The 26,135-nt window shown below is 73.1% G+C and carries 20 protein-coding genes; 17 read left to right on the top strand and 3 right to left on the bottom strand.

Annotated features, from left to right (window positions below):
* Window positions 1-4: 4 nt before the first annotated feature.
* The 12 genes from ACLJT4_RS28480 to ACLJT4_RS28425 all read left to right on the top strand — a co-directional run bounded on the left by ACLJT4_RS28480 (window position 5) and on the right by ACLJT4_RS28425 (window position 16,064).
* Window positions 5-1,273, top strand: coding sequence for a flavodoxin family protein (locus ACLJT4_RS28480; RefSeq protein WP_411126490.1), 1,269 nt, complete (start codon window positions 5-7; stop codon window positions 1,271-1,273).
* Window positions 1,270-3,216 carry a non-ribosomal peptide synthetase gene (locus tag ACLJT4_RS28475; RefSeq protein ID WP_411126488.1) on the top strand — a complete coding sequence of 649 codons (1,947 nt, stop codon included), beginning with the start codon at window positions 1,270-1,272 and terminating at the stop codon, window positions 3,214-3,216. The genes ACLJT4_RS28480 and ACLJT4_RS28475 overlap by 4 nt, the downstream gene beginning before the upstream one ends.
* Entirely contained in the window at window positions 3,213-8,831 is a 5,619-nt protein-coding gene (locus ACLJT4_RS28470; RefSeq protein ID WP_411126486.1) for an SDR family NAD(P)-dependent oxidoreductase, read from the top strand. Before ACLJT4_RS28475 ends, ACLJT4_RS28470 begins: the two co-directional genes overlap by 4 nt.
* Window positions 8,832-8,952: 121 nt before the next feature.
* On the top strand, window positions 8,953-9,825 hold the full coding sequence (locus ACLJT4_RS28465; RefSeq protein WP_411126484.1) for a 3-hydroxyacyl-CoA dehydrogenase family protein: 873 nt from the start codon (window positions 8,953-8,955) through the stop codon (window positions 9,823-9,825).
* Window positions 9,822-10,073 carry a phosphopantetheine-binding protein gene (locus ACLJT4_RS28460; protein ID WP_016575864.1) on the top strand — a complete coding sequence of 84 codons (252 nt, stop codon included), beginning with the start codon at window positions 9,822-9,824 and terminating at the stop codon, window positions 10,071-10,073. The genes ACLJT4_RS28465 and ACLJT4_RS28460 overlap by 4 nt, the downstream gene beginning before the upstream one ends.
* On the top strand, window positions 10,066-11,178 hold the full coding sequence (locus tag ACLJT4_RS28455; protein ID WP_411126482.1) for an acyl-CoA dehydrogenase family protein: 1,113 nt from the start codon (window positions 10,066-10,068) through the stop codon (window positions 11,176-11,178). The genes ACLJT4_RS28460 and ACLJT4_RS28455 overlap by 8 nt, the downstream gene beginning before the upstream one ends.
* Window positions 11,175-12,275 carry an HAD-IIIC family phosphatase gene (locus ACLJT4_RS28450; protein WP_411126480.1) on the top strand — a complete coding sequence of 367 codons (1,101 nt, stop codon included), beginning with the start codon at window positions 11,175-11,177 and terminating at the stop codon, window positions 12,273-12,275. The genes ACLJT4_RS28455 and ACLJT4_RS28450 overlap by 4 nt, the downstream gene beginning before the upstream one ends.
* 79 nt (window positions 12,276-12,354) lie before the next feature.
* Entirely contained in the window at window positions 12,355-13,056 is a 702-nt protein-coding gene (locus ACLJT4_RS28445) for an alpha/beta fold hydrolase (RefSeq protein WP_411126478.1), read from the top strand.
* Window positions 13,057-13,120: 64 nt separating this feature from the next.
* A complete protein-coding gene (locus ACLJT4_RS28440) occupies window positions 13,121-13,966 on the top strand; it encodes an MBL fold metallo-hydrolase (protein ID WP_411126476.1) in 846 nt (281 codons plus the stop codon).
* A complete protein-coding gene (locus ACLJT4_RS28435) occupies window positions 13,956-14,660 on the top strand; it encodes a RibD family protein (protein WP_411126474.1) in 705 nt (234 codons plus the stop codon). The genes ACLJT4_RS28440 and ACLJT4_RS28435 overlap by 11 nt, the downstream gene beginning before the upstream one ends.
* Window positions 14,657-15,136, top strand: coding sequence for a deaminase (locus tag ACLJT4_RS28430; RefSeq protein WP_411126472.1), 480 nt, complete (start codon window positions 14,657-14,659; stop codon window positions 15,134-15,136). Before ACLJT4_RS28435 ends, ACLJT4_RS28430 begins: the two co-directional genes overlap by 4 nt.
* A gap of 109 nt (window positions 15,137-15,245) precedes the next feature.
* Window positions 15,246-16,064, top strand: a complete 819-nt coding sequence (locus ACLJT4_RS28425; protein ID WP_411126470.1) for an SDR family NAD(P)-dependent oxidoreductase — start codon at window positions 15,246-15,248, stop codon at window positions 16,062-16,064.
* Window positions 16,065-16,119: 55 nt separating this feature from the next.
* Here the strand turns inward: ACLJT4_RS28425 and ACLJT4_RS28420 are convergent, their stop codons facing one another.
* The 3 genes from ACLJT4_RS28420 to ACLJT4_RS28410 form a co-directional block, all read right to left on the bottom strand.
* Window positions 16,120-17,637: a cellulase family glycosylhydrolase gene (locus ACLJT4_RS28420; RefSeq protein ID WP_411126468.1), complete on the bottom strand. Its 1,518-nt coding sequence runs from the start codon at window positions 17,635-17,637 to the stop codon at window positions 16,120-16,122.
* A gap of 181 nt (window positions 17,638-17,818) precedes the next feature.
* Window positions 17,819-18,664: an alpha/beta fold hydrolase gene (locus ACLJT4_RS28415; protein WP_411126466.1), complete on the bottom strand. Its 846-nt coding sequence runs from the start codon at window positions 18,662-18,664 to the stop codon at window positions 17,819-17,821.
* Window positions 18,661-19,254 carry a TetR/AcrR family transcriptional regulator gene (locus ACLJT4_RS28410; protein ID WP_411126464.1) on the bottom strand — a complete coding sequence of 198 codons (594 nt, stop codon included), beginning with the start codon at window positions 19,252-19,254 and terminating at the stop codon, window positions 18,661-18,663. The genes ACLJT4_RS28415 and ACLJT4_RS28410 overlap by 4 nt, the downstream gene beginning before the upstream one ends.
* 322 nt (window positions 19,255-19,576) lie before the next feature.
* On the opposite strand from ACLJT4_RS28410, the gene ACLJT4_RS28405 reads away from it, so the two are divergent.
* The 5 genes from ACLJT4_RS28405 to ACLJT4_RS28385 all read left to right on the top strand — a co-directional run bounded on the left by ACLJT4_RS28405 (window position 19,577) and on the right by ACLJT4_RS28385 (window position 25,829).
* Window positions 19,577-20,116, top strand: coding sequence for an adenine phosphoribosyltransferase (locus tag ACLJT4_RS28405; protein ID WP_411126462.1), 540 nt, complete (start codon window positions 19,577-19,579; stop codon window positions 20,114-20,116).
* Window positions 20,117-20,286: 170 nt separating this feature from the next.
* On the top strand, window positions 20,287-22,482 hold the full coding sequence (locus ACLJT4_RS28400; RefSeq protein ID WP_411126460.1) for a PQQ-binding-like beta-propeller repeat protein: 2,196 nt from the start codon (window positions 20,287-20,289) through the stop codon (window positions 22,480-22,482).
* 198 nt (window positions 22,483-22,680) lie between these two features.
* Window positions 22,681-24,090, top strand: coding sequence for an MFS transporter (locus ACLJT4_RS28395; protein WP_411126458.1), 1,410 nt, complete (start codon window positions 22,681-22,683; stop codon window positions 24,088-24,090).
* Between the two features lie 177 nt (window positions 24,091-24,267).
* Window positions 24,268-24,675, top strand: coding sequence for a YciI family protein (locus ACLJT4_RS28390; RefSeq protein WP_016576531.1), 408 nt, complete (start codon window positions 24,268-24,270; stop codon window positions 24,673-24,675).
* Between the two features lie 8 nt (window positions 24,676-24,683).
* Window positions 24,684-25,829 carry an RNA polymerase sigma factor gene (locus ACLJT4_RS28385; protein ID WP_411126593.1) on the top strand — a complete coding sequence of 382 codons (1,146 nt, stop codon included), beginning with the start codon at window positions 24,684-24,686 and terminating at the stop codon, window positions 25,827-25,829.
* Window positions 25,830-26,135: the final 306 nt, after the last annotated feature.

The raw sequence follows: 26,135 nt of genomic DNA, 5'->3' as shown, positions 1-26,135 counted from the left end.
AATCATGCAGCGAGCCCCTCATGTCGCGGTCATCTACCACAGCCGGAAAGGCACCCTCCACGCGCTCGCCCGAGCCGCCGCGGACGGTGCGCTGGCAGGCGGCGCCACCGTGCGCCTGCGCCGCGTCGAGGACCCGGCACTCAAGGGGCCACCACCGAATGCACCACACCCCGTTCCGGTCGCCACGCACGACGACGTGCTGTGGGCCGACGGCATCGTGCTCGGCACGCCCACCTACTTCGGCAACGTCTCCGCCGCACTGAAGCAGTTCCTCGAATCGACCTCGGACCTGTGGCGCGCCGGCGCCCTCGCCGACCGCGTGGTCACCGGCATGACCAGCGCCAACAGCCCCCACGGCGGCCGCGAAGCCACCCTGCTCGCGCTGTACCGCAGCATGTACCACTGGGGCACGCTGATCATGTCGGCCGTCCCCACCGACAGCTCCTTCACCGCCACCGGCGCCAATCCCTACGGCGTCGGCGCACCCCCGGCCACCGACGGCGCCCTCCCCGACACCTACCTGCGCGCCGCGGGCGCCCTGGGCCGCCGGATCGGCCACTACGCGCACCAACTCGCCGCCTCCCGCGCCGCTCGGATCACCACCCGCCCCACCCGGATCGCCGTCCTGCACCATCCCGACTGCGCCAGCACCCGCATCCTGGCCGACGCCCTCGCCCACGGAGCCCGCTCCGCACAGGCCGAGGTCAGGCGCCGCCCGCTCGCACCGCCCGGCACCGCCCACACGCCGACCGGTGCCCGGGCCGCCACGCCCGCCGACGTCGCCTGGGCCGACGCCGTCGCGTTCGGAGCGCCGGTCCGCGCCGGCATCGTCGCACCACTCCTGTCGCAGTTCCTGGCCGCCTGCGAACCCCTGTGCACCACAGGTGAGTTGGCGGGAAAGACCGTCACCGCCTTCGTCACCACCAGTCACCCGCACAGCGGCAGCGAAACCGCCCTCCTGGCCCTCTACGACGTCCTGCACCACTGGGGAGCGGTCCTCGTGCCCCCCGGCTACACCGACCCCGCCGTCGCGGCGGCCGGCGGAAACCCCTACGGCACCGCGCACTCCACCGCGGGCGGCTCACGACCCGCGGACGCCACCGTCAAGGCGGCCGCCTTCCAAGGACAACGCCTGGCGCGGCTGACCGCACGCCTGCACGGGCGGTGCGCCACCAGCCCGGGCCCGCCGCGCGACCCCCCGCCCGCGGGCCGAGCAGGACCGCAGCCGCCCCGCCCGCCGGTGCTCTCCTTGTCCGAGAGGAACTCCACGTGACCCCTGCGAAGGACGCCGCCACCGCCCAGGAACCGGGCGCCGTGCACATCCGCCACCTCGGCCACCTGCTGGACCACCACAACCGGCACCGGCCGCAGGCACCGGCCGTCCTGTGTCCGGACGCCCCCGCCCTGACCTACCGCGCACTGCACCAGCAGGCCGACCGCACCGCACGCGCGCTGGCCGCCGCGGGCATCGGGCGCGGCGACCGGGTCGCCGTCGCGCTGCCCCACGGGCCGCACGCCGCCGCCGCGTTCGTCACCGTGGCCCGCACCGCCGTCGTCGCACCGCTCGACCCCACCGGCACGGCCCGGGAATTCGACGCCTTCTTCACCGACATGGACGCCCGCGCGGTCATCGTCCGACAGGGCGCCGACACCCTGGCCGCCGCCGTCGCCCGCGCCCAAGGCCGCACCCTGCTCCACCTCGTCCCCGTCCCCGACGGCGCAGCCGGCACGTTCGACCTCGTCCCCGACCCGGACGCCGCACCGCCCCCGACCACCGCCGTCCGGTCGCACTCCCAACCCGCACCCGACGACGACGCCGAGCGCGCCGCCGACATCGCCTTCCTCATGCACACCTCAGGTACCACCGGCCGCCCCAAACTCGTCCCGCAGACGCACGACATCGTCTGCCACTCCGCCCGCAACATCGCCACCAGCCTCCGCCTCGAAGACCACGACCGCTGCCTGAACGTGCTGCCGCTCTTCCACGGACACGGACTGATGAGCCCGCTGCTGGCCACCCTGTGGGCCGGCGCCAGCGTCGTGTGCCCCGAAGGGTTCGACGCCACCGCCTTCCCCGACTGGCTGACCGCCTTCACCCCCACCTGGTACACCGCCGTCCCCGCCGTCCACCAGGCGATCGTCGGCGCCCTGACGACCCGCCCGGACGCCCTCCGGCAGCCCCTGCGCTTCGTCCGATCCGCCTCGGCCCCGCTCCCGGCCGACCTGCGCCGGACCCTGGAACGCGCCGTCCAGGCACCGGTCATCGACTCCTACGGCATGACCGAAGCGTGCTCCATCGTCACCAGCAACCCGCTGCCGCCCGCCACCCGGAAACCCGGTTCGGTCGGGGTGTCCATCGGCAACGAGATCGCCATCCGGGGCGAAGACGGCGACCTCCTGCCCCCGGGCGAGAACGGTGAGATCGTGCTCCGCGGCGCCACCGTCATCGCCGGCTACGACCGCAACCCCGCGGCCGACGCCCAGACCTTCACCGACGGCTGGCTCCGCACCGGGGACTGGGGCCACCTCGACGAGGACGGCTTCCTCTTCCTGACCGGCCGCATCAAGGAGATCATCAACCGCGGTGGCACGAAGATCTCACCCGTGGAAGTGGAAGAGGCACTCCTGGCCCACCCCGCCGTGGCCGAGGCCGCGGCCTTCCCCCTCCCGCACGCCACCCTCGGGGAAGAAGTGGCGGCCGCCCTCGTCGTCACCACCCGGATCGAGGACGACGAGCTGACCGCGTTCCTGGCCACCCGCCTGGCCGCGCCCAAGGTCCCCCGACGCCTCTTCCGCCTGCCGGCCATCCCACGCACCACCACCGGAAAGATCCAACGCGCCGCACTCGCCACCCGCCTGGCACGCCCCACCGCCAGTCGGCCGGCCGCCCCCAGCACGGCACTGGAGACCCGCATCGCCGCCATCTGGTGCGACCTGCTCGGCCGCCAACGCGTCGGCACGCACGACCACTTCTTCGACCTCGGCGGCAACTCCCTCCTCGTCCGACAGCTCCAGGTGCGCCTGCACGACGCCCTCGGCACGGACGTACCCGTCGTGGAACTCTTCGCCCGCCCCACCGTCGGCGCCCTGGCCGACTACCTGGCCCGCGACGACGACCGCACCGAACCGGACCGGGCGCACGACGCGGCAGCGGGCAACCGGCGCCTGGCGCAACAACTCCAACAACGCCGCCGGCAGCAGGACACCGAGATATGAGCACCGGACTGGAAATCGCCATCGTCGGCATGGCCTGCCGCTACCCGGGTGCCGACGACGTCGGCCAGTTCTGGAAGAACCTCCGCGACGGCGTCGAATCCCTCACCCACTTCGACGCGGACGCCCTCGCCGAAGCCGGGGTCCCGCCGGCCCTCCTGCACCACCCCGACTACGTCAAGGCCCGCGGCATCCTCGCCGACCCGGCCCTGTTCGACGCGGAGTTCTTCCAGATCACGCCCCGCGAAGCCGAACTCATCGACCCCCAACACCGGGTCTTCCTGGAATGCGCCTGGGAAGCCCTGGAGGACAGCGGATACGCCAACGACCGCCGCCCCTCCGCCACCGGCGTCTACGCCGGATGCTACGAGAACACCTACCTGCGCCACCTCCAGGCCCACCCCGAGCTCACCGAGGCGGCCGGCTGGCTGCTCACCCACCTCAGCAACGAAGCCGACTACCTCGCCACCCGCACCGCCTACAAACTGGACCTGCGCGGCCCCGCCGTCAACGTCCAAACCGCCTGCTCCACCTCCCTGGTGGCGGTCCACCTCGCCGGACAGGCCCTGCTCAGCGGCAGTTGCGACCTCGCCCTGGCCGGCGGCAGCACCGTACGGGCCGACCCCACCGAGGGCTACCGCTACGAACCCGGAGGCATCCTCTCGCCCGACGGGCACTGCCGCTCCTTCGACGCCCAGGCCCAAGGCACCGTCAGCTCCAGCGGCGTGGGCGTCGTCGTCCTCAAACGCCTGGAGGACGCGCTCGCGGACCGGGACACCGTGCACGCGGTCATCAAGGGCTCCGCCATCAACAACGACGGCGCCGCCAAGGTGGGTTTCAGCGCACCGAGCGTCACCGGCCAGGCCCGCGCCATCCGCGCAGCCCACCTGATGGCCGACGTCGACCCCGGCACCATCGGCTACGTCGAGGCGCACGGCAGCGCCACCGCACTGGGCGACCCCATCGAGGTCGAGGGACTCACCCGCGCCTTCCGCGCCGGCACCGACCGCGCCGGCCACTGCGCCCTGGGCTCCGTCAAGTCCAACATCGGTCACACGCACGCCGCCGCCGGCCTCGCCGGACTGATCAAGACCACCCTGGCCCTGCGCCACCGCCGGATCCCGCCCAGCCTCCACTACCTCCGCCCCAACCCCGACATCGACTTCGTCCGCTCGCCCTTCCACGTCTGCACCGAACTCACCGACTGGAAGACCGACGACACCCCCCGCCGGGCCGGCGTCAGCTCCTTCGGAACCGGCGGCACCAACGCCCACGCCGTCCTCGAAGAGGCCCCCGCCCGCCCCGCGCCCACCTCCGACCGGCCCTGGCACCTCCTGCTGCTCTCCGGCCGCACCGACACCGCCCTGGAAGACGCCACCGACCGCCTGGCCACGCACCTGCGCGAGACCCCCGACCAGCACCTCACGGACGTCGCCTACACCCTCCAGGCCGGCCGCACCCCCTTCACCCACCGTCAAGCCCTCGTCTGCCGCGACGCCGCCGACGCCGCCGACGCCCTCGCCACCCGGGACCCCCGCCGCCTGCTGCGGCAGCACACCGGCCAGCGCAGCACCCGCCCGGTCGCCTTCATGTTCTCCGGCCTGGGCGACCAGTACCCGCACATGGCGCACGACCTCTACACCCACGAACCCGTCTTCCGCCGGGAGATCGACCGCTGCGCCCAACTCTTCCGACCCCACCTCGACCTCGACCTGCGCACCCTGCTCTACCCCACGGGCCGCACCCCCGACGACCCGGCCGCGCACGGCGGCGGGCTCGACCTGCGCAGGATGCTCGGCCGCGGCGCCCCGCCGTCACCCGGAGCCGCGGAACTCCACCACACCCGCTACGCCCAGCCCGCCACGTTCATGGTCGAGTGGGCGTTGGCGCAGCTCTGGCGGGACTGGGGCATCACCCCGCAGGCCCTCATTGGCTACAGCATCGGCGAGTGGGTGGCCGCCTGCGTCGCCGAGGTCCTCTCCCTTGAGGACGCCACCCGCCTCGTCGCCCAGCGCGCACTGCTCATCGACGGCCTCGACGGTGGCGCGATGCTCGCGGTGTCGCTCCCCGAGGCACAGGCGCGCGCCGTCGACGACCGCCTGTGCGTCGCCGCCCTCAACGGCCCCGCCCTGACCGTTCTGGCCGGCCCGACCGACGCGGTCGCCGAGGTCGAACGGCGGCTCACCGACGACCAGATCGCCTGCCGCCGGCTCCAGACCACGCACGCCTTCCACTCCCGGATGATGGAACCGGCCCGCGCCCCGTTCACCGAGCTCACCCGCACCCTCACCCTCCGCCCGCCCCGCATCCCCTACCTCTCCAACGTCACCGGGACCTGGATCACCGACGCCGAAGCCACCGATCCGACCTACTGGGCCCGGCACATGTGCCAGCCGGTGCGCTTCTCCAGCGGCATCCACCAGCTGTGGCAGGACCCGGACCGCATCCTGCTGGAGGTCGGGCCCGGGCAGGCGTACAGCAGCCTGGCACTGCAACTGCTGCCCGAGGACGGCGGCGGCAGCCGCACATCGCTGTCCTCGCTGCCGGCCGCCCACGACAACCAGGGCGCGGGCCCCTTCCTCCTGGCCACCCTCGGCCGGCTCTGGCTGGCCGGCCTGGAACCGGACTGGGAGCGCGTCCACTCCGGGGCGGAACCCGGGCGGGTCCCCCTGCCCACCTACCCGTTCCAACGCCAGCGGTACTGGATCGACCTGCCCCCCACCCCGGGCCAGGGCGCCCACCACCCACCCGGCACCCAGGCTCCGACGACGGCGTCCACCGACGCGCTGCGCAAGCTCCCCGACCTCGCCGACTGGTTCTCCGTCCCCACCTGGTCCTCCACCGCACCGCCGGCCCCCGTCGACGACGAGGAACTGGCCGCGCATCCCCAGCGGTGGCTGCTGTTCCTCGACGACCTCGGCCTCGGTGAACGCCTCGCCCGACGCCTGCGCCGCACCGGCCACGACGTCACCACCGTTGCGCCCGCGGCCCGTTACCACCACGACGACCGGCACGCCACCGTCGACCCGGACCGCACCGAGGACTACCACGCACTGCTGCGGACCCTGGCCGCACACGACCGCCTGCCGCACACCGTCGCCCACCTGTGGACCGTCACCGCCGACGCCCCCGCACCACCCGGCCCCGACCGGTACGACGACCACCGGCGCCGCGGCTTCGCCAGCCTCCTCGCCCTCATCCAGGCATGGGGCGCCCTCGGCACCGACGAACCGCTCCACCTGGCCGTGGTCTCCAACGGGCTCCGCCAAGTCACCGACGGCGAGCCGATCAGCCCCGAAAAGGCCACCGTCACCGGCCCCTGCCTGGTCGCCCCGCAGGAACACCCCCGGCTGACGACCCAGAGCATCGACGTCGGCCCCGCCACCGACCAGCCCCACCTCACCGACCGCGCCCTGGACCGCCTCGTCACCGAACTCGTCCGCCGCCCCGCCGCCGACCCGGTCGTCGCCCACCGCGGACGCACCCGCTTCACCCCCGGCTGGCAACCGCTGCCCCTCGCGCCCGCCCCGCACCGCCCGCCCCGCATCCGCGACGCGGGCGTCTACCTGATCACCGGCGGACTCGGCGGCATCGGCCGCACCCTCGCCGCACACCTGGCCCGCACCGCCCGGGCCCGCCTCGTCCTGGTGGGACGCTCCGCACTCCCCGCCCGGAACGACTGGGACGACTGGCTCGCCACCCACGACGCCCACGACGCCACCACCACCAAGATCCGCGAAGTCACCGCCCTGGAGCAACTCGGCGCGCAGGTACTGGTGCTCACCGCCGACGTGACCGACGCGCCCCAGATGCGCGCGGCCCTGGCCACCGCCCGCGAGCGGTTCGGCCCGCTCAACGGCGTCATCCACGCCGCCGGCGTCCCCGGCGGCGGCCTGATGCAACTGAAAGACCCCGCCACCGCACACGCCGTACTGGCCCCCAAAGTCCACGGCACGCTGGTCCTCGACGCCCTGCTGCGCGATACCCCGTTGGACTTCCTCCTGCTGTGCTCGTCCACCATCGCCTTCAGCGGCGGACTCGGCCAGGTCGACTACTGCAGCGCCAACGCCTTCCTGGACGCCTACGCCCTGTACCGCGGCACCGCCGACGGCCCGCACACGGTCGCGGTCAACTGGGACGCCTGGCAGGAAGTGGGCATGGCGGTCAACACCCTCACCCCCACCGCCCCGCCCCACCCCGAGCCCCGCCCCGTCGGCCACCCCCTCCTGCACACCTGCCTGGCCACCACCCCCACCCACGCGATCTACGCCACGCGGTTCGCCAGCCCCGACGACTGGCTCGTCGACGAACACCGCATGCTCGGCCACCCCGTCATCCCCGGCACCGCGTACCTGGAGATGGTGCGGGCCGCCGTGGCCGACCAAAGCCACGGCGAACTGGTCGACTTCGACGACGTCCTCTTCCTCGCCCCCGTCGTCCTGGGCGACGGCCGGGCACGCGAAGTCCACGTCGTCCTGGAACGGCAGGACGACGCGTACCACTTCTCCGTCGCCAGCCGCGCCGACCACCCGGGCACCAGCGGTCCGCACTGGACCGAACACGTCACCGGCCGGGTCCGGCCCGCCCCGCCCCGGCCCGCCGACGCACCGCCGCAGGCCGTCCCCGACCTGCTGGCGCGCCACGCCCTCCGCGACGCGGGACCCGTCACCCACCACGGCCCGATGACCTTCGGACCGCGTTCCCAGTGCGTCGAACGCGTCTGGACGGGGGAGGGGCACGTCCTGGCCCGCCTGGCCGTTCCCGAGCCCTACACCGACGAGGTCACCGCCCTGGGCCTGCACCCCTTCCTCCTCGACGTCGCCACCGGATTCGTCAGCCTGTACCTGGAACGCGACTACCTCATGCCGCTGCGCTACCGCACCATCGAGATGCACGCCCCCCTGCCGCCGCGCATCCACACCTTCCTGACCCAGCGCACCGACCGGGCGGGCACGCCGCACGAGACCCGCTCCTTCGACGTGACCCTCCTCGACGAGGACGGCCGCGTCCTGCTGACCGTCCGGGACTTCGTCATGAAGAAGGCCCGCGCCCTGGACAGCAAGCTGGTCGCGCTGCGCGACGGCACCTCCGACGAGGTGCCCGCCTATTCCCACCCGCACCTGCCCGGCCCGGCCCACGAGGAGAACGCCTTCCGCGCCCACCTGGAAACCGGCATCCTCCCCGCCGAGGGCACCGACGCCTTCGACCGGGTCCTGGCCCGCGACGTGACGCCCCAAGTGGCGGTCGCCACGAAGGACTTGACGGCCCTCATGGGCAACGTCGGGGCCCTGCGACCCCAACCCGCCGACCTCCGGCCCGCCACACCGCCCCGGGCCCACGCCCGACCCCCACTGGCCACCCCCTACGTCGCCCCGACGACCCCCCTCCAACAGCGCCTGGCCGACCTGTGGCGCGACCACATCGGCGTCGAACCCGTCGGTATCCACGACAACTTCTACGACCTCGGCGGCCACTCCCTCCTCGGCATCACCCTCGTCGCGCGCATCCGCGAGACCTGCCAGGTCCACCTCACCCTGCAGACCCTCTTCGACCACCTCACCGTCGCCGCGCTCGCCGACGTCCTCACCGAGCCGACCCCCCGGACGGAGCGCACATGACGCCACCCGCACCACCACCGGCACACCCACACAGCCATCCACCGACGCACCGCAACCCACCGCACGCAGACCGGGCCGACACCCTCCTCGTCGGCCCCCACGGACACCACAGGAGGCAGACATGAGTCGGGTCGGGGTGATCGGCGCGGGCATCATGGGCGGGGGAGTGGCCCAGAGCCTGTCGACGGCCGGTCACGACGTCGTGCTGATCGACGTCAGCAAGGACATCCTGGATTCCACCGCCACCCGCATACGCACCGAACTGCGCCTGAGCCGCCTGGTCGGCGCGACCAAGGACCCCGTCGACGCCGACCGGGCCCTCCGGGCGATCACCTTCACCACCGACTACGCGGACCTCCACGACGTCGACTTCGTGATCGAGAACGTCACCGAGAGCTGGGAGATCAAACAACGGGTCTACCCCGTCCTCGACGAGGTCTGCCCCCCGCACTGCGTCTTCGCCGCCAACACCTCCGCCCTTCCCATCACCCGCCTGGCCTCCCTGACCCGGCGCGCCCCCCAGGTCCTGGGCATCCACTTCATGAACCCGGTCCCGATGAAGCCCGTGGTGGAACTGATCCCCGGCCACCACACCACGCCGACCACCGTGGCGATCGCCCAGGAACTGCTGGCCACCATGGGTAAGACCGCGATCGTCGTCAACGACTCGCCCGGCTTCGTCTCCAACCGCGTCCTCATGCTCACCATCAACGAGGCCGCCTTCCTCGTCCACGAGAACGTCGCCACCGCCGAACAGGTCGACGCGGTCTTCACCTCCTGCTTCGGCCACGCCATGGGCCCGCTGGCCACCGCGGACCTGATCGGCGTCGACACCATCCTGCGCAGCATCGAAGTCCTCCACGACAGCTTCAACGACAGCAAGTACCGCCCCTGCCCCCTGCTCAAGAAGATGGTCGACGCCGGACTGCACGGCCGCAAAACCCAGCAGGGGTTCTTCTCGTACGGGTCCCACGGCTGGGAGGCCGACCGTTGATCGACATCCGTTCCGACCTCGCGAAGTTCCTGGCCGACAGCTTCCCCAACCTGACGATCGCCGACGACGAGGACCTCTTCGGCCGCGGCATCGCCAACTCCCTGTTCACCATCCAACTGATCATGTTCGTGGAGAAGCACTTCGCCGTGCAGATACCGAACGAGGACCTCGAACTCGACAACTTCCGCACCGTGACGGCCATGACCAAGCTCGTCGAGCGACTGACGGGAACCCGGCCGGATGCCTGACCCGTCCCCCGACGCCACCGTCTTCCGTGCCGTCGTCGACGCCGAGATCGCCCCGCACGCCGACCGCTTCGACCGCGACGAACGCGTCCCCGACGACGTCCTGGCCCGCCTCGGCGAACTGGGGTGGTGGGGCGCGATCCTGCCCACCGACGTCGGCGGCGCCGGCATGGACATGGTCACCCTCGGTGCCCTGCACGAGGAGGTCGGCCGCGGCTGCTCCTCCGTGCGCAGCCTGCTCACCGTGCACTCGATGGTGGCCCATGCCGTCGCGCGCTGGGGCAGTGCCGACCAACGCGAACGGTGGCTGCCCCGCCTGGCCAGTGGCCAGGCCCTCGGCGCGTTCTGCCTCACCGAACCGGAGGGCGGCAGCGACGCCGCCCAACTGGCCACCACCGCAACCCGCGACACCACCGGCCACCTCCTCGACGGGCACAAGCGCTGGATCACCGGCGGCCAACTCGCCACCCTGCTCCTGGTCTTCGCCCGCACCGAACGCGGCGTGACCGCCTTCCTCGTCGAACGCGACACCCCCGGCCTCACCATCCGCCCGCGCACCGGAATGTTGGGCACCAAGGCGAGCATGCTCGCCGAGATCGACTTCGACCGCTGCCCCCTCGGCGCGGACGCCGTGCTCGGCCCGGAGGGCTTCGCGCTCGCCACCGTCCTCACCGGCGTCCTCGACATCGGCAGGTACAGCGTCGCCTGCGGCTGCGTGGGCATCCTCCAAGCCTGCATGGAGGCCAGTGCCGGGCACACCGGCCGGAAGGGCAACCGCCCCGCCCCGCTCGGCGACCACCAACTCGTGCGCCAGATGCTCACCCGGATGGTCACCGACGTCCGGGCCGCCCGCCTGCTGTGCCGGGAAGCCGGCCGGCTCAAGGACGACAACGACCCCCACACCATCATGGCCACCTGGATCGCCAAGTACTTCGCCGCCACCGCCGCCAGCCGCGCCGCCGCCGACGCCGTCCAACTCCACGGCGCCGCCGGCTGCTCCACCGACCACCCCGTCCAGCGGTACTACCGCGACGCCAAGGTCATGGAGATCATCGAGGGCAGCACCCAGATCCAGGAGGTCCAGATCGCGGAGGAGGCGTACAAATGAGCAGCCGGACACCCGGCACCGCAGTGCCCGGCGGCCGACGCGACACCCCGCGCGACAAGCCGCCCCGCGGCCGGGTCAAATGCGTGGTCTGGGACCTCGACGACACCCTCTGGGACGGCGTCCTCCTCGAAGACGGCGAGGTCACCCCCCGACCGCACCTCGTCGCACTGATCGAGGCCCTCGACGCCCGGGGCATCCTGCAGTCCATCGCCAGCAAGAACGACCACGACGCCGCCTGGGCCGCGCTCACGCGGTGCGGCCTGGCCGACTACTTCCTCCACCCCCAGATCAACTGGAACCCCAAGTCCGCCTCGATCGCGGAGATCGCCGGTGCCCTCAACATCGGAGTGGACTCCCTCGCCTTCGTCGACGACCAGCCGTTCGAACGCGAAGAGGTCGCCTTCCGCCACCCCCACGTGCTGTGCGTGGACGCCGGCGAGGCCGCCACCGCCCTCACGGAATGGGAAGAATTCCAGCCACGCTTCCGCACCGACGAATCGCGTCATCGGCGGGCGATGTACCAAAGCGGCCTCGCCCGCGACCAGGCGGAAAAGGCGGCAACGGCCACCGGCGAGGACTTCCTGGCCACCCTCGACATGGTCTTCACCCTCACTCCCGCAGCGGAAGACGACCTCCAACGGGCCGAGGAACTCACCATCCGTACGAATCAGCTGAATTCCACCGGAAGGACCTACTCCTACGAGGAACTCAAGGTACTGTGCCAGTCGCCCGACCACCTGTTGCTCGTCGCCGAACTCGAAGACCGCTTCGGCCCGTACGGGAAGATCGGGTTGGCGTTGATCGAGACCGGCGAGACGGTCTGGAGGCTGCGATTGCTGTTGATGTCCTGCCGCGTCATGTCCCGCGGCGTCGGCGCGGTCCTGCTCAACCACATCATGACCCTGGCCCGCGACAACAAGGCGCGACTCCAGGCCGAGTTCGTCGAGACCGGCCGCAACCGCATGATGTTCGTGACGTACCGCTTCGCCGGCTTCCGCGAAGTCGCCCGCGAAGCCGACACCGTACTGCTGGAAGCGGACCTGACCCGCGTCCAACCCCCGCCCCGTCACCTCACCGTGGTGACCGACCCGACCTGACCCCGGCCCGACCAGACCGTCCCGCACCGCACCGGCACCATCGCCCGGACACTCCTCACCTTGGGTGGAGCACTACGCCATGGCAACCTTCGTCCTCGTCCACGGTGCCTGGAGCGGCGCCCACGACTTCCGTCGCGTCCGCAACCTCCTCCAACGCGCCGGCCACCAGGTCTTCACCCCGAGCCTGACCGGCATCGGCGAACGCGCCCACCTGGCGAGCCCGCAGGTCGGACTGACCACCCACATCACCGACGTCGTCAACTGCATCCGCTACGAAGACCTCCAGGACATCGTGCTGCTCGGCTTCTCCTACGGCGGCTGCGTGATCACCGGAGCCCTCGAACACGTCGCCGACCGGGTACGACACCTCGTCTACCTCGACGCCTTCGTCCCCGCCGACGGCGAGGCCGCAGGCGTCCCCGGCGGCGCCACCCAGCCCCGCATCACCGACCTGGGCGACGCCTGGCTCGTCCCGCCGCCCCTGCGGGAGTTCGAGGACCCCGAAGTCGGTGCCTGGGCCACCGCCCGGCGCACCCCGCAACCGATCGGCACCTTCACCGAACCCGTGCGCCTGACCCGCCCGCCGGAGGCGTACCCCTGCACCCGCACCTACGTCAAAGCCACCGGCGAACCCCGACCGGAACCGCCCGGCCCCTTCTGGACCGTCGCCGACCGCGTCGCGAAGTCCCCTGACTGGCACTACCGCGAAATCGCCACCAACCACCAGATCCCGAGCAACCGCCCCGAGGAACTCGCCGCGCTCCTGCTGGAGTTGACCTGACGGCGAGCCGCGGCCACCACGCCCGACGTGACCCCAACCCCACCCCACAGGAGAGGACACCAACGTGCCTTGGATCTGCCTGACCTGCGGAAACCACGACTACCACGAAGGGAACGAACCCCCGGCCGTCTGCGTCATCTGCGCCGACGACCGGCAGTGGGTCCCCGCAGGCGGACAGCGCTGGTCCACCCTCGACCGCCTCAAGGCCGACGGCTTCCGCAGCCAGGTGCGCGACGTCGAACCCGGCCTCGTCGGCATCGGCGCCGAACCCGTGATCGGCATCGGCCAGCGCGGCCTCCTCCTGCGCACCGACGAAGGCAACGTCCTGTGGGACCCGTCGCCCTACATCGACGACGCCGCCATCCAGGCCGTACGGGACGCCGGCGGCCTGCGCGCCATCAGCTCCAGCCACCCCCACTTCTACGGCGCGATCGTCGCCTGGAGCCAAGCCTTCGACGCCGAGATCCTGCTGCCCCAGGCGGACATCCACTGGCTCTCCCGCCCCGCCGCCACCGAACCCCTGGTCACCACCTGGGAAGGCACCCTCCCCATCGCCGACGGCGTGACCCTCGTCCAGTGCGGCGGCCACTTCCCGGGCAGCTCGGTGCTGCACTGGGCGGCCGGCGCCGAAGGCCGCGGCCTCCTGCTCACCGGCGACACCATCAACATCTCCCCGGGCGAGGACCGGGTGGCCTTCCTCTACAGTGCCCCCAACCGCCTGCCCCTGCCCGAACAGGGCGTGCACCGCGTCGTCGAAGCCGTCCGCCCCTACCCCTTCGACCGGCTCTACGGCCACTGGTGGGAGCCGGCCATCCGCCGCGACGCGCAACGCATCCTCCAGGACTCCACCGCCCACTACCTCACGTTCATGCGCGGCACCGCACCCTCCTGGGTCGTCGATGCCGACTGACCCGCCCACCGCACCACGCCCCTACGTCCTGCTCAGCGCCGCGATGTCCCTCGACGGCTTTCTGGACGACACCAGCGACCGGCGCCTGCGCCTGTCCAACGCCGCCGACTTCGACCGGGTCGACGACGTGCGGGCCACCTGCGACGCGATCCTGGTCGGCGCCACCACCGTCCGGCGCGACAACCCCCGGCTCCTGATCGGGTCGGCAGCCCGAAGGGCCCACCGCCGCAGCCAGGGACGGTCCGAACACCCCACGAAGGTCACCGTCACCACCAAGGGCCTCGACCCGTCCCTGGCCTTCTTCACCACCGCCGGCGACAAGATCGTCTACTGTCCCCGCCCGGCCCTGCCCACCCTGGCGGAGGAACTCGCCGACGTCGCCGACGTGACCGCCGCCGGCGACCCCCTCGACCTCGGCCTGCTCCTCGACGACCTCGGCGACCGCGGCATCCACACCCTCATGGTCGAGGGCGGCACGACCCTGCACACCCAGTTCCTCGTCCACGACCTCGCCGACGAGGTCCACCTCGCCCTCGCCCCTTTCTTCGTCGGCGAAGCGGGCGCACCGCGCTTCGTGGGCCCCGGCGCCTTCCCGCACGACACCGCCCACCGACTGCACCTCGCCGACGTCACACAGGTGGGGGACGTCGCCTTCGTCCGCTACCTGGCCAAGCGTCGGAGCGAGGGAGCATGAGCACCCACCTCGGCCAGCCGACCCGACAGGACCGGCACTGGCTCGGCGAAGCGATCGCGCTGTCCCACAAGTGCCCACGCTCCGCCACCGCGTTCTGCGTCGGCGCGGTCGTCGTCGACCACCGCGGCGAGGAGATCGCCCGAGGCCACTCGCGCGAGGCGGACGATCACCAACACGCCGAAGAGGCCGCGTTGGCCAAACTCGACCCGCACGACCCCCGGCTGGCCGACGCCACCCTCTACAGCTCCCTGGAACCCTGTGGTCTGCGCAGGTCACGCCCCGCCCCGTGCGCCCGTCTCATCGCCGCAGCAGGCATCCCCCGGGTCGTCTACGCCTGGCGCGAACCGTCCCTGTTCGTCGCCGCCCGGCAGGGCCTGGCCATCCTGACCGCCGCCGGCATCACCGTCGTCGAGATCCCCGACCTGGCCTCCGCCGCCCGAGCCGCCAACACCTACCTCCCGGGCATCGACCCCTGACCACCCACCCCCCCCGCCACAGGCGGCCACACCGCCCCACGCCCGCCCCAACGACCCTCCGCACGCTGTCCCTTGGACCGCAACCCGACACTTCCGAAAGGCGCACCCCATGCCCGAAGCGCAGCGCGTCGTCATCGTCACCGGCGGCGGAACCGGCATCGGCGCCGCCACCGCACGCCTCCTGAGCGCGGCCGGGCACCACGTGGTGGTGTCCGGCCGGCGCCCCGAACCCCTCCACCGAATCGCCGAGGAGACCGGCGCCCTCGCCCACCCCGCCGACGCCGCGAACCCCGCTGAAATAGCGGGCCTCGTCGAGGCGGCGGTACGCACCCACGGCCGGCTGGACGGGGTGGTGCTCAACGCCGGCATCGGGCGTGGCGGCGCGGTCGGCGACATGGCCGTGGAGGACTGGGAAGCGGTGCTGCGGACCAATCTCACCGGCCCGTTCCTGCTCCTGCGGGCCGCCCTGCCGCACTTGCTGGCGACCCGGGGCGCGGTCGTCGCGGTCGCCTCGGTCTCCGCGCTCCGCAACGGCACCGGCAACGCCGCCTACGCGACGTCCAAGGCGGCCCTGCTGCAACTCTGCCGCTCCCTGGCCGTCGACTACGGCCGGCAGGGCCTGCGGGCCAACACCGTGTGCCCGAGCTGGGTCCGGACCGAGATGGCCGACCGGCGGATGACCCGGTTCGCGGACGAGGCCGAGCTGCCAGGAGGCATCGACGACGCCTACGCCGAGGCGACGCAACTGACGCCCGCCGGCCGCCCGGGCGCTCCGCACGAGGTCGCCGAGGCGATCAGCTGGCTGCTCTCGCCCGCTGCCTCCTACGTCAACGGCGCGGTGCTGACCGTGGACGGGGGAGTGACCGCGCTCGACCCCGGAGTCGCCGCGTTCGACTTCACGATCGCTCCCCGCGGCCCGCGACCGTAGCGCGACGGTCGCCGAGGCGGTCAAGGCGTGGGGCCGCGGACGGCCTGACGCTACGTCAACGATCCGTCACGGTCACCCGCACCGTGGCCCCCGGCCGCGCCGCAGGCAGCCGGAGCTTCGTCCGTCCGGGCCCGTCCGCGACCACGACGGTGACCGGGCCGCCTCCGGTGACGCGCACCCGGGGGCCGTGCGGGAAGGCCGCGTCCGGCAAGGACAGCACGGTCCAGGCACGTCGCGTGGTGCGGTCGGCGGTCAGGGTGAGGGTGTAGCTCCGGGTGGCGGGGCTGGCGGATTCGGAACCGGGGACCCCCGCCACCGCGGGCGCGTACGGGCCGAAGGCCGGTTCCTTGCCGGGTGCGGGCGTGCCGTCGTGGTCGTAGGCGCAGTAGCCGCCGCCCCCGGTGGCGCGGCAGTCGTACCACAGCGCCCATCCCGCGGCGAAGCCTTCGAGCGAGGTCACTTGACGCTTCATCAACTCCGCGTTGCCGGGCGTGCGGGCCTGGGGCGGTCCCCATTCGCCGACCAGCACCGGCAGCCGGTCACGGGTGGGGTAGTCGCCGATCGCGGCCTCGTAGCGCTCGACGAAGCGACCCGAGGGGTCCCAGTCGGCGCCCGATTCGACGGCGGTGTCGTAGTAGTGCGGGGCGTACCCCAACCGGGCCGCGCCGGGCCGCGGGTCGTGGAAGCCGGGCAGGCTGGTGGGGACGCCCTGGCCGACCAGGACGGTGGGTTCGACGAAGAGCCAGGCATCGGGATCGACCGAGCGGACGGCACCGATCAACCGCCGGTACATGGCCGCCAACCGCCCGCGTTCCAGCGTGGCGGAGGCGCGCACCTGGTTGTCCGGGTCGGTCGGATTGCCCGGGACGGGCCCGAACGGCTCGTTGAACAGGTCGTACCCCAACAGGGACCGGTGACCGCGCAGCGCCTCGGCCACCGTCGCGTACGCGGCGCGCTGCGCCGCGCGCAGGTCGGCGTCGTCGTACAGGTGGGTGAAGGCGGCCTGCACGGCCGGCTGGAAGTACTCCGCGAACCAGTCGTCGGGGTTGGGCTCGAAGGGCAGGCCGTCGGTGCGGGCGGCCCAGGCGGGAATGCCGTTGTGGCCGAACGTCGGCCCGAACACGTCCTGGTGCCAGTCGACCAGTACCAGTACCCGGTACCGGTCGGCCCAGCCCAGGATCCGGTCGAGATAACGCAGGTAGCCGATGTCGTAGTGCCCGCGCCGCGGTTCGACCTTCTCCCACTGGACGTTGAGCCGCAGCAGATTGAAACCGTCGCCCGCCAGGTCGGCGAGGTGCTGCTCGGTGACGGTGTCGGTCTTGCCGAGGTTGAGCCCGCGCAACTGCAACGCCCGGCCGCTCCGGTCGGCGAAGAACGTCCGCCCGGCGGGCGAGGTGACGGTGGCCGTGGGCACGGGCCAGTCGGCCGCCCGCCCGTCCCGGTCGGCCGACGACGGGTCCCGGGTGACCGGCCCCACGGCCGCCGCCGACCCCGCGGCGGGGCCGGCACCACAGACGGCACTCAGCAACGCCACCCCGAGGGCGAGGCTCGTCACGGCGCGGCGCAGACGCATGGTGGCTCTCCAATGGCAGCGGCTCGACGTCACTCGGGTCGGCGGTCGCCGACCGCCGGTCGGGATTCTGCGGCACGCACGACACGGAAGGAAGAGGCGTGACGCAGGTGCTCCGTGGCGCCCGAAGGAAGGGGGAGAGCCTCGCGGGCCGGGCGCCGCGCTCGCCCGCCGCCCGGAGCCGTCAGCCGCGGAGCGCCCGGTGGAGCCGTGCGCCGAACTCGACCGGATGCGTCGTCAGGCCGGTGTGCCCGCCGGGGAAGTGCCGCAGCTCGCAGCCGAACCGCTCGGCCAGCAGCGCGGCCGGACGGTAGGGCAACTCGCCCCGGGAGTCCTGCCCACAGGCGAACACCAGCCGGTCCGACAGGGCCGCCAGCCGTTCGAGGTCGGGGACGTAGGACATGAAGCCGGGGACGATGCGCCCGACGAAGAAGGGCAGGTTGGCCCTCGTCCGCTCGGCCCGCGCCGCGGCCTGCGGCGGCAGCTCGACCTGGGCCCGCGGTGCCGGCGTGCCGCCGTCCTTCGCCAGCCCCGCCGCGAACGCCGCCATCGCCGGCATCAGCCCCTCGGTCCGGAACGACGCCTGGACGTGGGCGATCAGGGCACGGTGCACGGCGGCGTCCGGCAGGACCTCGACCACCGGCGGCTCGTGCACCACGACGCGCTCGACGCGCTCGGGCCGGGTGGTGAGCAGGTGCAGGGCGACGATCCCGCCCGAGCTGGCGCCGAACACCCGGGCGGGCGCGTCGGGCGACAACCGCTCCAGCAGGCGGAACGCGTCGTCGGCGTGCTCGGCCACCCGTTGCTCGGCCTCGGGGTCGTCGAGCGTGCTGCGGGACATGCCACGCGGGTCGTAGGTGGCCACGGTGTGCGTGGTGGCCAGTGTGTCGGCGACGGCGTCGAAGGCGGCGGCGCCGCCTGTGCCACCGGGGATCAGCAGCAGGAGCGGTCCCCGGCCGCGCACTTCGTAGTGCAGGGTCGCGCCGTCGACCCGCAGCTTGCCGGTGGTCGGGGTGGTCGGGGTGGTCATCGGGAGTCTCCTTCGAGGGACGGGGGCCAGTGGGCCAGGAGGGCGTGCAGGGCGTCGAGGGCGCGCTCCCACGAGCGCTGCGCCGGACGTGCGTGCGCGAACCCGCCCGCGGCCTCCAGGGCGACGAACCCGTGGAACGTGCTGCGCAGCAAGCGGACCGCGTCGGTCAGGTCCGGTTCGGCCAACCCGTAGCCGCGCAGCATGCCGTAGCTCAACTCGACCGCCCGCCGCGGGCCGGCCGCCCGCGCCACGAGTTCGGGGTCGATCTCGATCGGGGCCTGGGTGGCCGCGTAGCGCCCCGGGTGCGTGCGGGCGTACTCCCGCCAGGCGTTCGCGAACGCCACCAGCGCGTCCTTGCCGGACCGCCCCGCGGTCGCCTCCGCGATCCGGACGGTCTTCTCGTCCGCCGCCAGCAGGGCGATCCGCCCGCGCAGGTCCGCCAGGCCGCGGACGTGCGTGTACAGGCTCGCGTCCTTCACGCCGAGCCGTCGCGCCACCCGCGACATGGTCACCTGGTCGAGTCCGACCTCGTCCGCCACTTCGGCGCCCGCCACCGTCACCCGCTCCGCCGTCAATCCGGCCCGCGCCATGTGCCCTCCCATGTTCCTAGGGGTCCTAGGTTAAACCTAAGGGTCCTAGGAAGTTCAAGGGGAATACGGCAGCCGTGCCGTCGGGGCAGGTCCGCCCCCGCCCTGCGCCGTCGGACCCGACTTCCCGGACCCCGTCCGCGCCGGGTGCACCGTTCACGGCCGGGCGGCGCGCCGCGGTGGTTATGCTGCGTCCGCTGCGCCTGGCACCGTGCCCCACCGCCACGCGCGCTCACGTCCAAGCGGGGCGTCACCCAGCTCCGGAGCGCCCTGCTCCGCAGGCGGCCGGCACGTCAGGCCGCCCCACTCAGCAGAGGACACCGGCATGCAGCAGCCCACCACGGTCGCCGAGGATCTCCGCAACACCCTGCGGACCTTCCCCGACTTCCCCAAACCGGGCATCAACTTCCAGGACTTCACCCCGGTCTTCGCGCAGCCCCGGTTACTGCGCCGGATAGCCGAGTCCCTGGCCACCGCCTTCGACGGGGAGTTCGACCGCGTGCTCGCCGTCGAGGCGCGCGGGTTCGTGCTGGGCACGACCGTGGCCGCCGTTGCGGATCGGCCACTGGCCCTGGCCAGGAAGAAGGGCAAACTCCCCGGCCCCGTCTTCAGCGCCGCCTACGACCTGGCGTACGGCACCGACACCCTCGAACTCCAGCAGGACGCCTTCGCACCCGACGAACGCGTCCTGATCGTCGACGACGTCCTCGCCTCCGGCGGCACCCTCGCCGCGGCGGCCGGCCTGGTGGCGAAATGCCGCGCCCAACTCGTCGGCTTCAGCGTCGTGATGAGCCTCGCCGGCCTCGACGGAGCGGCCCGGCTCGCCCCCGCGCGGGTGTTCTCCCTCCTCCCCGACCACGCCTGAACCGCGCACCGGGGCGCGCCCCGGCGGCCGGCCGCCAGTACGCCGTGCGGCGGCCGGCCGACACCGGTGGTGGCGGGGCTCCGCACCGCTCGGCAAGGTCCGATGCGGGTGGGGTTGAATGGCTCCGTCCACGGGGCGACGGGTGTGGCGCCGACGACGGCGCGGAAAGGGTGACTGTGCGCGTTTTGGGGGACCGCTACGAACTCGTGAGGTTCGTGGGCCGGGGCGGCATGGGCGAGGTGTGGGAAGGCCGGGACCGGGTGATCGAACGCCGGGTCGCGATCAAACTGCTGCCACCGCACCACGGCACCGCCGCGAGTGCGGAGTTGTTCTTCCGCGAGGCGCGCACCGCCGGGGGACTGAACCACCGCGGCGTCGTCACCGTGCACGACGTGGGCCGGGACCGCGACGACGACACGCTGTTCCTGGTGATGGAATTCGTGGTCGGCCAGGACCTGGCGGCCGTGTTGCGGCAGGACGGCCCGCCGCCGGTGCCCGTCGCCGCCGACTGGGGCGCCCAGACCGCGGCCGCACTGGCGGCGGCCCACGACGCGGGCATCGTGCACCGCGACCTCAAACCGGCCAACCTCATGCTCACCGCGGGTGGTGACGTCAAGGTCCTCGACTTCGGCATCGCCCGTTTCATGGCGGCCACCGACAAGTCCAGCAAGGTCATGGGCACGCTCGCCTACATGGCCCCCGAGCGGTTCCGCGAACACGGCGGCGACGCCCGGACGGACCTGTACGCGTTCGGCTGCGTGCTGCACGAACTCCTCACCGGCGCACCGCCGTTCCAGGCATCTGATCCGGTGGCCATGATGGCCGCCCACGTCCAACAGGCACCCGACGCGCCCAGCACCCTGCGCCCCGGCATCCCGGCCGCCGTCGACGACCTGGTCGGCCGGCTGCTGGCCAAGGACCCCGCGGACCGCCCGGCCTCGGCGGCCGAGGTCCACGACGCCCTGCGCACGCCGCCCGCCACGGCCGGCGCCCTCCCGACCCCGGCCGCCGCGGTCGCCAGCCCCAACCCCACGTCCGCGAATCCGGCGCCCGCTTCACCGCCGCCTCCGACCCCGGTCACCGTGCCCGACCCGGCTGCCGACCCGCACCAACTCCCCACCCAGACCGCCACACCGCCCCGACCTCCGCACCCGCCGGCCGCCGGTCCGGAGCCGGCACGGCCCCAGTCGCTCGGCAGGCGCCGTGCCCTGCGGCTCGCCCTCGGCGCGGCCCTCGTGGCCGGCGCGGGCACCGGCCTGGCACTGCTGCCCTGGGGAGACGGGCAGGACCCGTCCACCGCGTCGGGCGGGACGGGCGGGGGAGGAGACGTGCCCGCCACGGCGCGGACCGGCGCCCGCCCCTGGCACGTCGACGCCCCCATGATCATCCCGCAGGGGCCGGTGCTCTCCCAAGGCGTCCTCTACCTCATGGACGGTTCGACGATCCACGCCGTCGACGCCCGCACGGGCACGCCACGAGCGGCCCTCACCGTCCAGAACTCCCCGCTCGGCAGCGGCTGGCTCGCGGCCGCCGGCGGGACCCTCTTCGCCGTCGGCGCCAAAGGCAGGCTGTACGCACTGAACGGCGCCGACGGCAGCACCGCGTGGACCTTCGCCGCCGGCAACGACATCGGCTGCGCTCCCACCGTGGCCGGCGGACTGGTCTACGTCGGCAGTCTGGACAAGAACCTCTACGCCGTGGACGCCGCCACCGGCGCCAAGAAGTGGGCCTTCCCCACGGACGACTTCGTCCTGTCCACCGCGACGGTGTCCGGCGGGACGGTGTACGTCGGCGGCGACGACAAGCACTTCTACGCCGTGGACGCGGCCACCGGCGCCAGGAAGTGGGCCTTCCGCGCCGACGGCACCTTCCGGGCCACCGCCGCCGTGGCCCACGGCACCGTCTACGTCCCCAACAACGACCAGCGCCTCTACGCCCTGGACGCGGCCACCGGCGCACAGCGATGGTCGGCCCCCCTGGGCGGCAGCGCCACACCCGACGACAACGACCGCCCCTCGTGCCCGGTGGCCACCGCCGACACCCTCTACGTCGGCGGCCGCGACGACCTCCTGCACGCCCTGGACCCCACGACGGGCCGGAGCAAGTGGACCTACGGCGCCTCCGGCGACTTCCGTCCCACGACCCCGGCCGTCGCCAACGGCACGGTGTACGCCGGGAACCGGACCGATCGCCAGGGCACCCTCCACGCCGTCGACGCGGCCACCGGCACCAAGCGGTGGAGCGTGAAGACGGGCGGTGCCCTGGGCGACACCTACGCACCCATCGTGGCCGACGGCCTGGTCTACCTCACCAACAGACTGGGCCTGCACGCCTTTCCCACCGCCGCGGGACCGGGCCGCAAGTGACGCCGGCGGAGTAGCCGCGGCGACCCGCTGCGGCGCGGGCCGGACGCTCCCGCGGGACGCGCCCGGCCCGCGGCTGGCGCCTGCCCACCGGCCCGCGGACCGCACCGTGTGTCGCTGATGCGCCGGTCGGCGTCTGCCGGGATTCTGGACGGGAGGCGCGGGTACCGCCTCGCCAGGCAACCCACGGGTAGGTCGGACATGACGGAGCGCGTCCCCGGGACACGGCAACGGCGCGTGCTGCTCGCCGTGTGTTGCGGTGCCCTGTTGCCGATCGGCATCGACATCACCGCGATCAACGTCGCCCTGCCGGCCATGGAGGCGGAACTCGGGGCCACGATCGCCGGCATGCAGTGGGTGCTGGACGCCTACAGCCTGGCGATGGCGGCACTGATGCTGCTGTTCGGCTCGGTCGGCGACCGGGTGGGACGGCGGCTGGTGCTCCAGATCGGCTTCGCGGTCTTCACCGCCGGCTCGGTGCTGTGCGCGCTCGCTCCGTCCCTGGAGTCGCTGGTGGCCTTCCGGGTGGTGCAGGGCGTGGGCGCGGCGAGCCTGTCACCGGTCTCGCTGTCGCTGGTCGCGCAGGCGTTCCCCGGCGCGGCGGAGCGGGCCCGCGCGATGGGCGCGTGGATGTCCGCCTACGGCCTGGGCCTGGCCGTGGGGCCCTTCCTGGGCGGTCTCTTCGTGGACAGCGTCGGCTGGCGTCCGCTGTTCTGGCTGAACCTGCCGGTGGGGCTGCTGGCGATGGTGCTCACCGCCCGGTCCGTGCCGGAATCACGGGCGGTGCGGCCGCGACGCCTGGACGTCGTCGGACAACTCCTGGTGATCGTCTTCCTCGGGGCGCTGGCCTACGCCATCATCGAGGTCCCGCACAGGGGCTGGGCGGATCCGGTCATCGCGGGGTGCCTGGCACTCGTCGTCGTCTCCAGCGGCGGGCTGTTGTGGTGGGAGCGACGCAGCCCCGAGCCGCTGCTCGAACTCGACCTGCTGCGCGATCCGCGCTTCAGCGGCGCCATCGTCGGGGGCATGAGCGTCTTCGGGACGTTCGGCGGCTTCTTCTTCCTCACGTCGCTCTCCCTGCAACACCCGCAGGGCCTGTCCGCGCTCCAGGCGGGCCTGTGGATGCTGCCCACGTCGATCGTGCTCGGCGTGTGTTCACCGCTGGCCGGACGCCTGGCCGAGCGGTACGGCACCCGGCGCCTGCTGGTGACGGCCGGGCTGGCCCTGGCGAGCAGCGCGGCCCTGCTCGCCCTGCCGAGTGTCGACGCCCCCGGGATCCTGCTCCTGGTCGACTACCTGCTCTTCGGCCTCGGCGTCGGCCTGGCCGCCCCCTTGCTGATCAGCACCGCGGTCTCCGGCCTGCCGCCCGACCGGGCCGGCTTCGCCTCCGGACTGTTCACCACGGCGGGCCGCTCCGGCTTCGCCCTGGGCGTCGCCGTCCTCGGCGCGATCCTCGCCGCCGGACTGCACCAACGGCCGCTGTCCCACGTCGCCGCCTTCGAGGAGGCGGTCCGACCGGCCTGGTGCCTGGTCGCGGCGGGCGGTCTGGCGGTGGCGCTGCTCGGGGTGCTGATCACCGCCCCGCGGCCGGTGCGCAGCAGCGCGCGCTGAACGGTCGGCCCGGGGCGTGCCCGACCGGACACGCACCGTGCCCGCGGGGTGCCACATCGACTCCCCGCGAAGAAAACAAAAAAATCTCCGGCGCCGATGTCGAGAACCCCCGGATGGCTTCGTCCCCGGTGACGAACGCGCCCACAATGGGCGGCACCAGCACCAAGGAGAGTCATCATGGCCAAGTACCTGCTGCTCAAGCACTACCGCGGCGCCCCGGCCGCGGTCAACGACGTGCCGATGGACCACTGGACGCCGCAGGAGATCTCGGCGCACGTGCAGTACATGGAGGACTTCGCGGCCCGGCTGGAGAAGACCGGCGAGTTCGTCGACGGGCAGGCGCTCTCCCCCGAGGGCACCTTCGTCCGGTACGACGGTGAGGGCCGCCCGCCGGTCACCGACGGACCCTTCGCCGAGACCAAGGACCTCATCGCCGGCTGGATGGTGATCGACGTCGACAGCTACGAGCGCGCCGTCGAACTGGCCGGGGAACTGTCGGCCGCGCCCGGAGCCGGCGGCAAGCCGATCCACGAGTGGCTCGAACTGCGCCCCTTCCTGAGCGCGCCCCCCACCATCACGGAGTGACCGGATCGATGGACGACGCCCTGCTCCGCAGCCTCACGCCGAGCGTGCTCGCCCTCCTCGTCCGCCGCGGAGCCGACTTCGCGGATGCCGAGGACGCCGTGCAGGACGCCCTGGTGGAGGCGGTCCGGGTCTGGCCGGACGACCCGCCGAGGGATCCCAAGGGGTGGCTGGTCACCGTGGCCTGGCGCCGGTTCCTCGACGCGGCCCGGGCGGATGCCGCCCGCCGCCGGCGCGAGGACCGCCTCGACGAGGAGCCGGCGCCCGGGACCGCGCCCGGCCGGGACGACACGCTCCAGCTCTACTTCCTCTGCGCCCATCCCTCGCTGACGCCGGCCTCGGCGGTCGCGCTCACCCTGCGCGCCGTCGGCGGCCTGACCACCCGTCAGATCGCTCGGGCGTACCTGGTGCCCGAGGCGACCATGGCGCAGCGCATCAGCCGGGCCAAGCGCACCGTCTCCGCCGTGCGCCTGGACCAGCCCGGCGACGTCGCCACCGTGCTGCGCGTCCTGTACCTGGTCTTCAACGAGGGCTACTCCGGCGACGTCGACCTCGCCGCCGAGGCCATCCGGCTCACCCGGCAGCTCGCGGCCGCGATCGACCACCCCGAAGTGGCGGGCCTGCTCGCCCTCATGCTGCTCCACCACGCCCGACGGGCCACCCGGACCGCGCCCGACGGCAGCCTGGTGCCGCTCGCCGAACAGGACCGCGACCGGTGGGACACCCGGTCGATCGCCGAGGGCGTCGAACTGCTGCAGGCGGCCCTGGCCCGCGACCGGTTGGGCGAGTTCCAGGCCCAGGCCGCCATCGCCGCCCTGCACGCCGACGCGCGCACCGCGGAGGAGACCGACTGGGTACAGATCGTCGAGTGGTACGACGAGCTCACGCACCTGACGGACAGTCCGGTCGTGCGCCTCAACCGTGCGGTCGCCGTCGGCCAGGCGGACGGCCCGCGCGCCGGCCTGGCGGCGCTCGCGGAGCTCGATCCCGCACTGCCCCGCCACGCCGCGGCGGCGGCGTACCTCAACGAGCGCGCCGGCGACCCGACGACGGCGGCCCGGCTGTACGCCGAGGCCGCCGACAAGGCGTCCAACCGCGCCGAGCGCGACCACCTGATGCGCCAGGCAGCGCGGCTCAACGCCCGCCGACACGGCTGAGGGGCGTCGGGCCCCGCGGGCTCCGACATCCTCCTGGTCAGCGGCGTGCGTTGGATCTTCTGCTGAGGGAACTCCGCCGCCATGGTCGGGACAGCGCATTGCGTACGGCGGTGTGGAGGGTTTGGCTGGTCGGGATCACGATGTCGCGGGCCGCATCCTGCGCGGGGGAAGGGGGATGGCAGGGGCCCGCAGCGCCGCACCGCCCGCGACGCCGTCGAGCCGCCCCGCCGAACGGCGGGCACCCGGCCCCGTCGGGCAACGGTCGCCGAGGCCAACACCCCTGCCCCTCGACCGAGTCGGTGCACC

It is taken from the genome of Streptomyces sp. x-19 (genome assembly GCF_046549115.1).
GTDB classification, from domain to species: domain Bacteria; phylum Actinomycetota; class Actinomycetes; order Streptomycetales; family Streptomycetaceae; genus Streptomyces; species Streptomyces albulus_C.
This window is presented reverse-complemented; position numbering and strand designations above follow the sequence as displayed.

Coding starts and splice junctions, on each gene's coding strand:
- ACLJT4_RS28470 (WP_411126486.1), top strand. CDS start 3,213: ATGAGCACCGGACTGGAAATCGCCATCGTCGGCATGGCCTGCCGCTAC.
- ACLJT4_RS28405 (WP_411126462.1), top strand. CDS start 19,577: ATGCAGCAGCCCACCACGGTCGCCGAGGATCTCCGCAACACCCTGCGG.
- ACLJT4_RS28390 (WP_016576531.1), top strand. CDS start 24,268: ATGGCCAAGTACCTGCTGCTCAAGCACTACCGCGGCGCCCCGGCCGCG.
- ACLJT4_RS28395 (WP_411126458.1), top strand. CDS start 22,681: ATGACGGAGCGCGTCCCCGGGACACGGCAACGGCGCGTGCTGCTCGCC.
- ACLJT4_RS28465 (WP_411126484.1), top strand. CDS start 8,953: ATGAGTCGGGTCGGGGTGATCGGCGCGGGCATCATGGGCGGGGGAGTG.
- ACLJT4_RS28445 (WP_411126478.1), top strand. CDS start 12,355: ATGGCAACCTTCGTCCTCGTCCACGGTGCCTGGAGCGGCGCCCACGAC.
- ACLJT4_RS28410 (WP_411126464.1), bottom strand. CDS start 19,254: ATGGCGCGGGCCGGATTGACGGCGGAGCGGGTGACGGTGGCGGGCGCC.
- ACLJT4_RS28425 (WP_411126470.1), top strand. CDS start 15,246: ATGCCCGAAGCGCAGCGCGTCGTCATCGTCACCGGCGGCGGAACCGGC.
- ACLJT4_RS28420 (WP_411126468.1), bottom strand. CDS start 17,637: ATGCGTCTGCGCCGCGCCGTGACGAGCCTCGCCCTCGGGGTGGCGTTG.
- ACLJT4_RS28430 (WP_411126472.1), top strand. CDS start 14,657: ATGAGCACCCACCTCGGCCAGCCGACCCGACAGGACCGGCACTGGCTC.
- ACLJT4_RS28415 (WP_411126466.1), bottom strand. CDS start 18,664: ATGACCACCCCGACCACCCCGACCACCGGCAAGCTGCGGGTCGACGGC.
- ACLJT4_RS28450 (WP_411126480.1), top strand. CDS start 11,175: ATGAGCAGCCGGACACCCGGCACCGCAGTGCCCGGCGGCCGACGCGAC.
- ACLJT4_RS28455 (WP_411126482.1), top strand. CDS start 10,066: ATGCCTGACCCGTCCCCCGACGCCACCGTCTTCCGTGCCGTCGTCGAC.
- ACLJT4_RS28480 (WP_411126490.1), top strand. CDS start 5: ATGCAGCGAGCCCCTCATGTCGCGGTCATCTACCACAGCCGGAAAGGC.
- ACLJT4_RS28435 (WP_411126474.1), top strand. CDS start 13,956: ATGCCGACTGACCCGCCCACCGCACCACGCCCCTACGTCCTGCTCAGC.
- ACLJT4_RS28385 (WP_411126593.1), top strand. CDS start 24,684: ATGGACGACGCCCTGCTCCGCAGCCTCACGCCGAGCGTGCTCGCCCTC.